We start from the raw sequence: 13,713 nt of genomic DNA, 5'->3' as shown, positions 1-13,713 counted from the left end.
CTCCGTCTAGGCGTCCGCGGAGCCCGTGGGGTTGCTGCTGATCAACCCCCACTCCTCCTGGTTTTTGAGTACCCTATAGGTACTTTCCCGGACGTGGGTCTGGGGAATGTGGCTGGTCCGTGGTGGACCAGCTTTCGAGCAGAAAGGAACGGCAGTCATGGCTGGAGGCGTCAACAAGGTCATCCTCATTGGTAACCTCGGAGCGGACCCCGAGGTGCGCTTCACCCCGGGCGGTCAGGCGGTCGCCAACTTCCGCATCGCCACGAGCGATAGCTGGACGGACAAGAACGGGCAGAAGCAGGAGCGGACCGAGTGGCACCGCATCGTCGTCTGGGGAAAGCTGGCCGAGCTGTGCGGCGAGTACCTGAAGAAGGGCCGGCAGTGCTACGTCGAGGGCCGCCTGCAGACGCGCGAGTGGACCGACAAGGAGAACCGCAAGAACTACACCACGGAGGTGGTGGCCACCTCGGTCACCTTCCTGGGTGGGCGTGACGCGGGCTCGGGCGAGGGCATGGGTCGGCGCAGCAGTGGCGGCGGCGGGCAATCGCGCGGGGCGGACTCCGACTTCGGTCCCCCGCCTCCCGGGATGGACGACGGGATGAACCAGAGCAGTGGCGGCGGCAACGGGGACGACGACATCCCGTTCTAGTCGCCTCTAAGGAGCCCGGGGTGGGCTGAGCAGCACATCGCCCACCTCGAGCACCTGGCCTTCGCGCACCGTCACCGGGCGACGCTCGGGGGGCCGGGAGGCGCCGGGTCGGATGACGAGCGTGTGCTCGCCCGGGGGCACTCCCTTCAGGGTGAAGCGTCCATCGCTCCCCGTCGTGCCTTTGGCATTGCTGGGAACCCCGGTCTGGACGAAGACGAAGGCCCCGGTTACGGGCGCTTGCGTCTGCGCGTCCAGCACCCGGCCACTCACGGTGGCCTGGGTCTTCAGGGAGATCTCCACCACGACGTGTCCTCCAGGCTCCGGGGACACCCGGGCGTCACCGGCTGTGCCGTCGGGGGTCGTCACCACCACCTTCACGGTCTCGGCCGCGATGTCGCGGAGCTCGAAGCGATCGCCCGGGAACTCCCAGACGGTGTTGCCCATCATGAAGAACTGCCATTCCTGCGAAGCCAGGAGCAGGGTGAAGCCCTGTACGGGCGCGCCGTCGGTGCGCACCACTCGGCCCTCGAGCGAAGCCGAGGGCCGCAGCTTCACCACCACCCCGTGCGTGCCCGGCTTCAGGCCCTGCACGATGCCGACACGGGTGCCTCTGCGCGCATCCACCCTCAGGGCCCCCATGGCGGCGGGGTCGGAAAAAGGGAGGGCTACCGAGAAGCGGCCCGCCTCGTCCGCGATCGTCGACCCCTCCATGCCCTGTGGCGTCTGCGCGGCCCTCAGCTGGATGAAGGCGCCCGAGGCAGGAGCGCCGTCCGGTTCGAGCGCGTGGCCCGTGAGCGCGTTTGGATCGTCCTCATCGGGCTTCCAGATGAGTTCCACCTGGAGGGTCTTGCCTGCCGCCACCTCCACGGGCTTCATTCTGTGCATTCTCGGGAGCGAGGGCCCCGTGGGAATCGCGAGCAGCTCGTAGGGGCCGGGCGGGAGCGTCAGCTGGAAGGTGCCCGCTGCATCCACCTCGGTTCGGATTTGACTCATGGAACCGTGGATGCCGCTCTGCCTGGGATAGGCCCGCACCTCCATGGGCTCAGGGGGCCGTGCGCCCTGGGCCGTGCGCACCACACCCTCCACGGTGCCCGTCTCCTCCAGGGTGAAGTCCGCCGTCGCCGTGTCGTTCGCCTTCACCGCGACCCGCTGAGAAGCCCCCGCCATCGCGTCCTCCCGGCGGGCGATGAGGAAGAGGTAACCGGCGGAGAGCCCTTCCAGTCGATAGTGGCCTTCGCCATCGGTGCGGGCCTCGAAGAGGGAAGTGCCCAGGGCGCCGCTCCCGATGCGCACCCCCGGGATGGGCCGTCCCGCGCCATCTCGCACATGGCCCTGCACCGCGCCGGTGCCCTTGAGCGCGAGTTCGAGGGAGAAGCGCTCGCCCGCGGACATCGTCAGCCCCTGTCGCGTGAGCTTGGAGAAGCCCGGGGCGCTCACCACCACGTCATAGCCACCGGGAGCCAGGCCCCCTACGACGAAGCGGCCGTCGACATCCGTGGTCGCGCGGCCGGAGTCTCCCTTCTCTCCGTAGGGACTCACGTCGACGCTGGCGCCCGCCACGGGCGCGCGGGTGGAGTCCGCCACCACGCGTCCCTCCACCGTCGCGCCCTGGCCCAGCCGTACCCGCACATCTCGCACCGTCTTCCCCGCGCTGACCAGGACAGGCCTGTCCAGCGTCCCCGCCTCGCTGCCCCGGCGCGCGGACACGGTGTGGGTTCCGGCCTCCACCTCGAGCGAGAAGCCACCGCCCGCGCCCGTGGTGACCGTCTGGGGCTCACGCCCGTTCACCTGCACCTCGGCGCCCGGGGCCGGCTGCCCCTGCGCGTCCACGACGAAGCCTTCGATGACGCCCGCCATCCGCAAGGCCACCGTCAGCGGCGCCGGCGCCGGCACCTTCACGTCGGGCAGCACCTCGCGGGCGTGCCCCGGCGCGCGTGCCTCCAACTGGTAGGTGCCCGGAGCGAGCCCGTCCATGCGGAAGCTCCCCCGGGCATCGCTCGTGGCGTACACGCGCTCCTCGGGGGGAGCCTCGGCGGACTGGTAGCGCTCCAACTGGAGGCCATGCGCGGTGAGGACGAGCTCCACCAGGGGCAGCGGCTCCCCCGAGTCCAGCGACACCGTGCGGCCGGTGAGCGTCTGGCCCGGCTCCAGCGTGAGGCGCAGGTGCGTGCGCGCCTCGCCATATGGGCGGACCACGTGGCGCAGCAGCGGCGCATGGGCCTGGGCGCGCACCGCCAGCAGGTAGCTTCCAGGCCCCGAGGCGAGCCGCGCGCGGCCCTGCTCATCCGTGGTGTCCGTGCTCGCCAGGCGCCAGGACACCTCATCGAGGTTCGGATCCCTGGGTCCGCGCCAGTAGAGCCGCACGGTGGCGCCCGCCAGGGGCCGCGCGCCCGCGAGCAGCTCCACCTCCAGCACGCCATCCACCTCGGAGGGAAGCGCCGCCAACGCGGGAGTGCTGCCCGCGTCCAAGGTACCTCTCGTGCTCGGCTCCTCGGGGCGCTCCGCCTGTGGCGCCGCAGGGGGACTCACCGAGGGGGCCGAGGCGGAGCGGGTCTCCCCGGTGTCCTCAGGCTGCGCCGAGCGCGAGAGGAAGAAGAGCGCGAGGGCCAGTCCCACCAGGAGGGTCGAGGCGATGAGGAGCTTGCGCATGGTGTGAGGCTCCGCGTGGGCGTGGCGCGAAACACGGCGAACCGCTCGCCGCTCCCGCCACGACGTTGAATAGTCGACACATTCATTCCGGTGTTAGGACCAAAAAGAACTCAAAAATCCCTCCCATCAATTCAGCCCTGTCTTGAATTGAGAGGTTTCGATGTGACGACCTTGTGACAGGGCCTGCTTGGCTTTCATGAATTCCGAGCTGCACTCCGAAGCCCTGCAGAGAACCCAACACGTGGGGAGCGGAGTTCGAGTGGACGTCCCGTGTCGGCGGAATTCCCGCGCTTTCCCCGAGAGGGAAATGTTGCTCACACACGTGGAGGGTTGGGCCGAGGGAGAGCGCTGATCAGGCGGCGAAAAACCGTTGCGCGCTGATTTTTCGGCCTGAGGCGCAACGTGCCGCCGACTTCTCCCGAAGATGAAATTGAACCGTGGCGCTGCCGCATCCAAGCACTTGCAACGAATTCCAAGTCGTTGAGCTAGTCGGGGAATTACTGAATCTCTCAACTGACGTGATTATGCCAAAGGGCAGTGAAAGTTTACTGTCCAGTGGCCGGAAGCTCACCGGGGCTGTCTGATAACAGAAGTCTTTCAAATCCCCCCATGTTTGCGCGGCTCACAGCTCTGAGTCGCGCCCTGTCAGGAGGAATCCCGTGAAGGGACAATTCATCTCGTGTCTGGTGTTTCTCGCGCTGTCTGCCGTGGCTTGCGGTACGCCGGAGGCGGGCTCACAGGCGGCGGAGGCCCAGCAGCTCTCGCGCGGTGCGGGCCTGGTGGCCCTGAGCGACGACTCGACTCCGCCTGTGAGCAGCACCTTCTCTCACCCCAACCCCAACCCGGATGGCACCTATAGCGGCGCGGTGTCCATCACCATCACCGCGACCGATGACGCCTCGGGCGTGGAGAGCATCACCTATACCGTCAGCGGCATGCACACCGGCGGCGCCACGGTGAGCGGCGCCACGGCGTACGTGCCCATCCTCACCGAGCTGGGCCAGACGACCATCACCTTCTACGCCAAGGACGGCTCCGGCAACTACGAGCCGCCCCAGACGCTGGTCATCAACCTCACCGTGCCGCCTCCGTCCTGCACGGAGATCAGCCTGCGCGACTTCAACCTCTTCCTGACCGGCGACTACAACGGCGGCCACGACGTGGAGGGCAAGGTGGCGGTGGGCGGCAACATCTCCATGGAGAACTTCGCGGTGGGCCACCGCGTGGCGGAGGACGACCTCGACAACGTGCTGGTGGCGGGCGGCCAGCTGAACATCTCCCGCGGCGCCATCTTCGGAAACGCCTACTACGGCGACAGCACCACGGCCAACGGGACGACGACGTTCTACCGGGGCGAGCTGGCGCAGGGCGCGCCGGTGGACTTCTTCGGCCGGTCCGAGGAGCTGCGGGCGCTGTCCAGCGGGCTGGCGAGCAGCCGGGCCACCGGGACCAAGCGCGTGGAGTCCTGGGGCGGCGTCTTCCTGGAGGGCACCTTGCCGGGGCTGAACGTCTTCCACGTGGAGGCCAGCGTCTTCGCTCGCGCCAAGTACCTGTCCATCACCGCGCCGGCCAACGCCACGGTGGTGGTGAACGTGTGGGGTGAGTCGGCGCGCTTCAGCGGCTTCGGCCACAACTTCAGCGGCGGCATCGACCAGACGGGCGTCCTCTTCAACTTCCCGGACGCCACGAACATCACCGCCTACGGCTACGGCTTCTGGGGCACGGTGCTGGCGCCCAACGCGCACGTGGACTTCAGCGATGGCAGCTGGGACGGCGGTATGTACGCCGCCTCCTTCACGGGCAACGCCGAGGGCCACATCAACCCGCTGCGCGACTTCCAGTTCTGCGGCGGCGGCGTCGGCACCTAGCGCTTCAGCAGGGGGAGGGTGCGCGGGGCGAGCCGCGCACCCCCCGAGGCCTCACGGGGCCTCTCAGGGACGGGGCCCGAGGGCCTCGCCGGCCTGGAACAGGGCGTAGAGCGCGCCCCAGCTCATGGCCAGCAGCACCAGGAAGACGATGATGACGACGGGCTCGAAGCGGCGCATGGAGCGGTCGCTGGCGAAGATGCCCCAGGCCATGCCGAAGCCCTGCAGGCCGTTGGCCAGGTGGTACGCGGTGCCCAGGGTGCCCAGCACGTAGACGAAGAGCGTGGGCCCGTGGAAGCGCATCTCCCGGGCGATGTCGTCGAAGGCCTCGGGAGCGCCGTTGAGCAGCCGGGGCGCCAGGAAGGCCTTCCAGATGTGGGCGCCCAGGAAGGCCAGCACGCCCAGGGCGCTCGCGCGCTGGAGGATGTACTTGAGGTTGCCGTAGTTGCTGTAGGCGAGGTTGTTGGGCTTGAAGCTGAACATCCGCACCAGGCCCCAGCCGGTGTGAATCACCAGCGGCACCAGGGAGATGATGAACGCCAGCGCCTGGGAGAAGGGGTGGGCGTAGGTCGTCACCGAGGCTTGCCAGGCCTGGGCGCCGCTGAAGGCGGCCAGGTTGTCCCACAGGTGGTTGATGACCCAGATGGACAGGGGCACCACGGCGAGGAACGAGCCCAGGCGGGACTGGAGCAGCGAGTTCTTGCGAGGAAGGGTGGCAGCTTCGGTGCTCATCGAGACTCCGGCGACGCGCGGGCAGGGTGGGAACCCCGCGGGTAGGTGGGTCGGACAGGGGGTTATAGTCGGTCCCGCCCGGGGAGGGGCGAGGATCAGCCAGGGCAGCTGGCAGCCGGGGCGCTTGAAGGCATAAGCCGGGCCGATGCTTCGCCCCAGCGCCCCCCTCCCGGGCAGGCGTCCAGGCCGTATCTCTCATTGGCGAGCGCCCCGCCGTTGGGCACGCTAGTGCCTGCTCTTATGGCCGATGAACTCGTCAGTGGACTGTTGAAGGACGTGGACGTGCGCGTGGTGCTCGCCCTCACCTCGGAGCTGTCACGCAAGGCGCGTGACACGCACCAGAGTCAGGCGGCCTCCGCGGCCCTGCTCTCCCAGGGGCTCACCGCCGCCGCGCTGATGGGGGCGCTGCAGAAGGGCCCGGCGCGCATCAACGTGCAGCTCGAGTGTGATGGCCCCCTGCGCGGCTTCTTCGTGGATGGGGACAACGCGGGCGTGGTGCGCGGCTACACGAAGAACCCGCACGTGAAGCACGTAGGCGCCGAGGGCCAGTGGCACTGGCGGCCCGTGCTGGGCAACAAGGGCTACATCTCCGTGCTGCGCGACATCGGAGAGGGCGAGCACTACCGCTCCTCGGTGGAGCTGGAGCGCTTCGACTTCGTCGAGGACCTGGAGCGCTACTTCGCCATCTCCGACCAGGTGGCCACCCAGCTCACGCTGGAGCAGTTTCCCCTGACGGGCAACGGTACGACCGAGCCCCTGGGGTTGGTGGCCGGGGTGCTCCTCCAGCCGCTGCCCAACGGGGACCGGGAGGCCTTCCAGGCGCTGGGCCGGCAGATCAAGCAGGGCTTCCCACAGGCGCTGCGGGCCCATGGGGCCGAGGGCGGGGCGGCGATACTCAAGGCGCTGCTGCCCGAGCGCACGGACCTGGAGATCATGTCCCGCTACCCCCTGAGCTTCGCCTGCACGTGCAGCCGGGAGCGGGTGAAGACCGCGCTGCTGGCGATGGGGCGCGAGGAGCTGACGGACATGCTCCAGAAGGAGGGAAAGGCGGAGGTGACGTGCCAGTTCTGCACGACACAGTACGTCATCCCCGGCGAGGAGATTCGCGCGCTGCTGCAGGCCGGGACGAGTTGACTGGTGGAAAGCCCGGGCCGCCGAGGGCCTACGCGGGGAGTAGCCCCGGCGCTCGGCCCGGGATATGACAGGGCCACACCTCATCTGGAGTTTTCACTCGTGGCCACCAAGCGGGCAACGCCCGGCAAGGGCAAGCCCTCCAGGAAGAGCAAGCCCTCGCCCAAGCCTTCCAAGCAGCAAGTGGAGAAGCTCGTCTCCATCCCGTCGGACGTCGTACTGGCACCTCAAGTGGAGGCGCCTCGCACGCCCACCGGCCGCGACCAGTCGCGGCAACGCTCCGCGGTGAAGGAGCTGTCGTGGGCCCACTTCGACCGTGCCGTGCAGGAGCTGGCGCGCACGATCGGCAAGTCCTTCAAGGCCCAGAGCGTGGTGGGCGTGGCCCACGGCGGCGTCTTCGTGGGCGGCGCCCTGTCCAGCGCGCTCGGCTGCGAGTTCTTCCCGGTGCGTATCAGCCGCCGCAGCCGGGACCGGGCCGATGCGAGCAAGCCCCAGCTCTCGGGTGAGATGCCGCGCGAGCTGAAGGGCCGCCGCGTCCTCATCGTCGATGACGTGGCCGCCAGCGGCGACACGCTGGAGATGGCCACCCGGCTGGCGCGTGAGGCGGGCGCCCGCGAGGTGATGACCGCATGCCTGGTGGCGCGGCCCGAGGGCTATCGGCCCGACTTCCTCGCCCTGTCCACCCACGACTTCCTCGTCTTCCCCTGGGACTACGCGCCCGTGACGGGGGATGACCGCGCCTCGGACGTGGACCCGGACCTGGCTGGGGCTTGAGGGGCGGAGTGGTGCGATGATCATCGGGACGGCGGGCCATATCGACCACGGCAAGACGTCCCTCGTGAAGGCCCTCACGGGCATCGACACGGACCGGCTCAAGGAAGAGAAGCGCCGGGGCATCACCCTGGAGCTGGGCTTCGCCCACCTGACGCTGGATGACGACACCGTCGCTGGCGTGGTGGACGTGCCCGGCCACGAGCGCTTCGTCAAGGCGATGGCCGCCGGCGCCGGCGGCGTGGACCTGGCGGTGCTGGTCGTCGCGGCCGACGAGGGGGTGATGCCCCAGACGCGCGAGCACCTGGACATCTGCCGGCTGCTGGGCGTGAAGGCCGGCGTCATCGCCCTCACCAAGAGCGACCTGCTCGCGGAGCTGGGCGAGGAGTGGCTCACCCTGGTGAAGGCGGACCTGGTGGCGCTCACCGCTGGCACCTTCCTGGAGGGCGCGCCCGTGGTGCCGTGCTCCTCCAAGACGGGCGCGGGTCTGCCGGAGCTGCGCGCGGCGCTCACCCGTGCCGCGCGGGGGCTGTCCCAGCGCCCCTCCGATGGGCCGGTCTTCCTGCCCGTGGACCGCGTCTTCACCATCAAGGGCTTCGGCACCGTGGTGACGGGCACGCTGCTGTCGGGCACGCTGTCGGTGGAGGAGGGTGGGGCGCTGCTGCCGGGGCGGCCCGGTCCTTTCCGCGTGCGCGGGCTGCAGGTGCATGGCCAGAGCGCGCAGAAGGTGGTGGCGGGCCAGCGCACCGCCGTGAACCTGGTGGGCGTGGAGCCCGAGGAGATCGACCGCGGCATGGTGCTGGTGCGCGCCGGCGAGCTGCCCGAGACGCGGATGCTGGATGTGGAGCTGAGCCTGCTGCCCGCCGTGGAGGAGCCGCTGCCCCGCCGCCGCAAGCTGCTGCTGCACCTGGGCACCGCGCAGGTGGAGGCCACCGTGGCGCTGCTGGACCTGGAGAAGCTGGAGCCCGGGGAGACGGGCCTGGCCCAGCTTCGGCTCGCCGCGCCCCTGGCCGCGCTGGTGGGGCAGCGCTTCATCCTCCGGGGCTCGCGCGTGCTGCCCGGGCGGGGCGCCACCGTGGCCGGTGGGCGCATTCTCGCCATCACTCCGCCGCGCCGCCGCAAGGGCGCCTCCGCCGTGGTGGCCCCACTCCTGGAGGCCGATGCCGGAGGGCACCTGGCGTGGCTGCTGCGCCAGGCGGGGTATAGGGGCCTCACGCAGGCGGAGCTCTTCGGCCGCTCGGCGCTGTCGCCCAAGGTGCTCACCCGCGCGCTGGAGTTGCTGGGGGCGCGGGGTGGGGTGCTGCTGGTGGACAAGGAGAAGCGCCTCTATCTCTCCGGCGAGGTGTTCGAGGGCCTGCAGAAGCGCGCCCTGGCGCTGCTGGCCGCCTTCCACGAGCGCGAGCCCATGCGCGAGGGGCTCTCGCGCGAAGAGCTGCGCCAGCGGCTCTCGCCGGAGCTGGATCCGCGCATCTTCCAGCGGGTGGCGCAGGCGCTGGTGGACTCCGGCAAGGCCGAGCTGGACAAGGAGGTCATGCGGCTCAAGGGCCGGGGCCGCACCCTCACGGTGAGTGACGAGGGGGCCCGCGCGCGCGTGGCGGCCGAGCTGGCGGCGGCAGCCCTGGCTCCTCCCACCTTCAACGAGCTGGCGCAGAAGCTCCACCTGCCGGTTCCGCGGCTCCAGGAGCTGCTCAAGTTGATGGTGGCCGGGGGCCATGTCGTGCGGGTGAGTGAGGAGCTGCACTTCGACGCGGAGGCGCTCGCCGGGCTCAAGGAGCGGCTGGTGGCGCACCTGCGCGAGAACAAGGAAATCTCCACCCAGGCCTTCAAGGAAATGGTTGGCCAGAGTCGTAAGTTCGTCATCCCTCTGTCGGAGTACTTCGACCGTGAGAAGGTGACGCTGCGGGTGGGGGAGAAGAGGGTGCTACGGCGCGGATGAACACGAAACGCTACAGCCTGATGGAGCTGCGCTCCCTCATCGAGTCCTTCGACAACCCGATGGCGGTGTTGCGCCAGCATGCCGTGTGGATGGTGAACGCCGCGTACCTCCAGTTGGTGGGGTTGCCGCGCGAGCAGGTGGAGGGCCGCCCAGCGATGGACTTCGTGGATCCCCAGGAGCGCAGCCGGCTGGCCCTGCTCCTGCAACGCTCCAGCACCGGGGAGGTGACGGAAGCGCCGCACATCACCACCCACCGCCTGATTCCCGCCGGAGACGGACGCCGGCACGAGGTGGCCGCCCGCTCGCAGGAGGTGGAGCTGGAGGACGGAGCCAAGGCGCTGCTCATCAACATCCTCAAGCTGACGGACCGGCCTCCCGTGCTGGCCATCGCCGAGCGGCTGGTGGAGACGTCCGCGCGGTTGGTGAGCGCGAACACCGAGGAGGCCGTGCGCCGGGTGGCGCTGGAGGGGCTCGAGTTGGCGGGCTTCCGCGCGCGCTTCCTGCGCTGGGATGGGCAGACGCTGGTGGCGCGCGACGAGGGCCCCACGCCGCCGGACCTGGCGCTGGCGCTCGAGGCGCGCGCCGAGGGCTACCCCGTCTTCGGCGGGGTGGACTCCATCGACGCCAACCACGTCTACCTCCCCGTGGGAGATGCGCGCCACGAGGTGCTGTGGGTGGGAGGCCCCAAGCTGGACCCCGCGCACGGCTCGGCGCTCGCGCTCTTCGTCAAGGCGGTGGGCGCCGCGCTCTCCGAGGCGCGCATGAAGGCCGAGAGCGCGCGCAGCCAGTGGGAGCTGCAGGCCGTGGCACGGGTGGCGCGCCTCGTCGCCCAGCCCGTCCCGCCCACCCCCGAGGCCTTCCTCCAGTGCCTGGCCGAGCTGCTCTCCTCCGACGCGGCGCTGCTGCACCTCAAGGAGGAGTCCGGCAACCGGCTCACCCTGCGCGCCCATGTGGGGCTCGCGGGCGTGGAGCGCTCGGCGGCGGAGGCCCTGGGCCAGGTGCTGAGCGAGGCGGTGGCCCAGTCCGAGCAAGGGGTGCTCTCGGCGGAGGCCGAGGAGCGCGCGCTGATACGGGCCTCGGCCTCGCGCTTCGGCTGTGGAGTGGCCGTACGCCTCACCCGTGGCGGCGAGCTGTTTGGCACCCTGCAACTGCTGCGCGCTCCCGGTCGTCACTGCGGCGAGTCGGACCTGCGGCTGCTGGGCACGGTGGCCGAGCTGCTCGTGACGTTGCTGGAGCAGCACCGCCTGCGCGCCGAGTCCACGCGGCAGCTCACCGAGACGCGCCTGCTGCTGGACATGGCCCGCACCACCTCGGGCGTGCTGGACTCGGCCAGCATCCTGGACGTCGCGGCCGACTTCCTCGTGCGCCTGCTGGACGTGTCCAACTGCTTCATCCTGCTCTACGAGGAGCAGACCAAGAGCCTGCGGGGCTCGGCCGCCTCCGCCACCCACCGGGACTACTTCCGCACCGTGACGATGCCGCTGCACGGGGAGAGCCTCGCGTCCAAGGCGGCACGCAGCCGCCGCTCCCTGGCCATCGAGGATCTCTCCCGGGAGCCGGATGGCTTCAACAGCGAGTTCGTCCAGCGCTTCCAGCAGCGCGCCCTGCTGGCCGTGCCGCTCACCTCCCGCGAGGAGCTCATTGGCGTGGTCATGGTCGATGACACCCGGGGCCCGCGCGTCTTCAGCCCCGCGCTCATCGAGCTGGCCGAGGCCACGTGTGGTCAGCTCGCCCTCTCCATCGCCAACGCCCGCCTCTACGAGTCGCTCTGGGCCTCCTACGCGGAGCTGGCCGCCGCCCGCGCGGAGATGGTCACCCGCGAGCGCCTGGCCGCCCTGGGCGAGCTGTCCGCCATCGTCGCCCACGAGGTGCGCAACCCCCTGGGCGTCATCTTCAACGCCGTGGCCTCGCTGCGCCGCCTGCTCAAGCCCGAGGGCGACGCGGCCATGCTGCTGGACATCCTCTTCGAGGAGAGCGACCGGCTGAACCACATGGTGGGGGACTTGCTGGACTACACCCGCCCCCGCGAGCCCATCCTCCAGCCGGAGGACCTGACGCGGGTGCTGCAAGACTCCCTCGAGGCGGTGCGCTCCCAGGGTGGCGTGGGCAGCCAGCCCATCACCCTCCAGGTCGAGGTGGAGCCGGGGATGCCCTCGGTGCCCATGGATCGACGCCTCATCCGCCAGGCGTTGATCAACGTGGTCGTCAACGCGGTCCAGTCCATGCCCCAGGGGGGCGTGGTGCATGTGCGCGCCCGCAGGGAGCCGTACAATGGCCGTGAGTCCCTGCGCATCGACATCACCGATCAGGGGATGGGCATTCCCCCGGAGCTGCTCCACCGCGTCTTCGAGCCCTTCTTCACCACCAAGGCCCAGGGCACCGGCCTGGGGCTCGCCGTCGTCAGCCGCATCCTCGAGGAGCACCGCGGGGACATCGCCGTGGAGAGCACCTCCGCCCGCGGTACCACCTTCACCCTTCGTCTTCCCCTCTCACCCCCGACGCCTCCGTGAACGACGCCAGCACCACCCCTCCGCCCAAAGGCCGCATCCTGGTCGTGGATGACCAGCGCAACATGCGCGCCACCACGGCCCTGCTCCTGCGCTCCGAGGGCTACACCGTCTTCGAGGCCGCCAACGGCGAGGAGGCGCTCGTCCAGTTGTCCAGCAACGGCGTGGACCTGCTCCTCACCGACTTGAAGATGGAGCCCATGGACGGCCTGACGCTCCTGAAGAAGGCGATGGAGGTGGGGCCTCGCACGCAGGTCATCATGATGACGGCGTTCGGCTCCATCGAGACGGCGGTGGAGGCCATGCGCTCGGGGGCGTACGACTATGTGACGAAGCCCTTCAAGGAGGGCGAGCTGCTCTACCGCGTGGAGCGCGCGCTGGAGCGGGCCAAGCTCTTGTCCGCCGTGGACATGTTCGCCGGTGAGTTCAACCAGCGCCACGGCCTGTCCTCGCTGGTGGGGCGCAGCGCGGCGATGCGTGAGCTGACCACGCGCCTGCTGCGGGTGGCGCAGAGTGACGCCACCGTGCTGGTTCAGGGCGAGAGCGGCACCGGCAAGGAGCTGGTGGCGCGCGCGCTGCACGCCCACAGCCGGCGCAGCTCGCGCCCCTTCGTGCCCGTCAACTGCGCCGCCATCTCCGAGTCGCTGCTGGAGAGCGAGCTGTTCGGCCACGCCAAGGGTGCCTTCACCGGCGCGGTGAAGGCCCGGCGCGGGCTCTTCGAGGAGGCCGACGGCGGCACGCTCTTCATCGACGAGGTGACGGAGACGAGCCCCGCCTTCCAGTCCAAGCTGCTGCGCACGCTGCAGGACGGCGAGGTGCGCCGGGTGGGCGAGTCCACCGCGCTGAAGGTGGACGCGCGCATCGTCGCCGCCACCAACCGCGACATCGAGCTGGAGGTGCAGGAGAAGCGCTTTCGGCAGGACCTCTTCTACCGCCTCAACGTGGTGACGCTGCGGGTGCCGCCGCTGCGCGAGCGCCTGGAGGACGTGCAGGCCCTGGCCGAGCACTTCCTGGAGCGCGCCAACGCGCGCAGCCCCCGACCCAAGCGCCTGTCCCAGTCGGCGGTGGGACACCTCATGGGCTACACCTTCCCCGGAAACGTGCGCGAGCTGGAGAACCTCGTCGAGCAGGCCGCCGCCCTGGCCGAGGGCGAGGAGCTGGGGCCCGAGGACTTCCCCCTGCGCTCCCAGGCCCGCGTGGCGCAGGCCTCGTCCGGTACGCCGCCCCTGGGCAGCCCCATCATCCTGGACACCTCACCGCGCGCACAGGCGCCCACCCTGGCCGCCGTGGTGGAGGAAGCCGAGAAGCGCGCCATCCTCCAGGCCCTGGAGCGCCACGGTACGGATCTCGCACGAGTTGCAGATGAGCTGGAAGTCTCCTCCACCACGCTGTGGCGGAAGATGAAGCGGCTCAATCTCCGGCCACCTGGAGAAATGGGCCGCGAGTAGCACCCGCGGTGTAAGCGCCCGCCCT

The 13,713-nt window shown here is 70.1% G+C and carries 9 protein-coding genes; 7 read left to right on the top strand and 2 right to left on the bottom strand.

The features are described 5' to 3' along the window. Window positions 1–157 precede the first annotated feature (157 nt). Window positions 158–649 (top strand): single-stranded DNA-binding protein, encoded by a 492-nt coding sequence (locus tag SYV04_RS10935; RefSeq protein ID WP_321545630.1) that lies wholly within the window; start codon window positions 158–160, stop codon window positions 647–649. 6 nt (window positions 650–655) lie between these two features. On the opposite strand, the gene SYV04_RS10930 is transcribed toward SYV04_RS10935, so the two are convergent. After that, on the bottom strand, window positions 656–3,298 hold the full coding sequence (locus tag SYV04_RS10930) for a carboxypeptidase regulatory-like domain-containing protein (RefSeq protein ID WP_321545629.1): 2,643 nt from the start codon (window positions 3,296–3,298) through the stop codon (window positions 656–658). Between the two features lie 659 nt (window positions 3,299–3,957). Between SYV04_RS10930 and SYV04_RS10925 the strand changes: the two genes are divergently transcribed. After that, window positions 3,958–5,166: a choice-of-anchor A family protein gene (locus SYV04_RS10925; protein WP_321545628.1), complete on the top strand. Its 1,209-nt coding sequence runs from the start codon at window positions 3,958–3,960 to the stop codon at window positions 5,164–5,166. Between the two features lie 63 nt (window positions 5,167–5,229). On the opposite strand, the gene SYV04_RS10920 is transcribed toward SYV04_RS10925, so the two are convergent. Further along, entirely contained in the window at window positions 5,230–5,895 is a 666-nt protein-coding gene (locus tag SYV04_RS10920) for a succinate dehydrogenase/fumarate reductase transmembrane subunit (RefSeq protein ID WP_321545627.1), read from the bottom strand. Window positions 5,896–6,135: 240 nt separating this feature from the next. Between SYV04_RS10920 and hslO the strand changes: the two genes are divergently transcribed. The 5 genes from hslO to SYV04_RS10895 all read left to right on the top strand — a co-directional run bounded on the left by hslO (window position 6,136) and on the right by SYV04_RS10895 (window position 13,688). Next, window positions 6,136–7,029: an Hsp33 family molecular chaperone HslO gene (hslO, locus tag SYV04_RS10915; RefSeq protein WP_321545626.1), complete on the top strand. Its 894-nt coding sequence runs from the start codon at window positions 6,136–6,138 to the stop codon at window positions 7,027–7,029. A gap of 99 nt (window positions 7,030–7,128) precedes the next feature. Then, window positions 7,129–7,800, top strand: a complete 672-nt coding sequence (locus tag SYV04_RS10910; RefSeq protein WP_321545625.1) for a phosphoribosyltransferase — start codon at window positions 7,129–7,131, stop codon at window positions 7,798–7,800. 16 nt (window positions 7,801–7,816) lie between these two features. Continuing rightward, window positions 7,817–9,733: a selenocysteine-specific translation elongation factor gene (gene selB / locus SYV04_RS10905; protein WP_321545624.1), complete on the top strand. Its 1,917-nt coding sequence runs from the start codon at window positions 7,817–7,819 to the stop codon at window positions 9,731–9,733. Then, the gene (locus SYV04_RS10900) at window positions 9,730–12,243 is read left to right on the top strand and encodes an ATP-binding protein (RefSeq protein ID WP_321545623.1); all 2,514 of its coding nucleotides are present in this window, start codon (window positions 9,730–9,732) and stop codon (window positions 12,241–12,243) included. The genes selB and SYV04_RS10900 overlap by 4 nt, the downstream gene beginning before the upstream one ends. After that, window positions 12,240–13,688 (top strand): sigma-54-dependent transcriptional regulator, encoded by a 1,449-nt coding sequence (locus SYV04_RS10895; RefSeq protein WP_321545622.1) that lies wholly within the window; start codon window positions 12,240–12,242, stop codon window positions 13,686–13,688. Before SYV04_RS10900 ends, SYV04_RS10895 begins: the two co-directional genes overlap by 4 nt. The last annotated feature ends 25 nt before the right edge of the window (window positions 13,689–13,713 follow it).

The sequence above is a fragment of the Hyalangium ruber genome, assembly GCF_034259325.1.
GTDB classification, from domain to species: Bacteria; Myxococcota; Myxococcia; order Myxococcales; family Myxococcaceae; genus Hyalangium_A; species Hyalangium_A rubrum.
The sequence above is the reverse complement of the archived record's forward strand: the minus strand, read 5'-3'. Positions and strand labels throughout refer to the sequence as shown.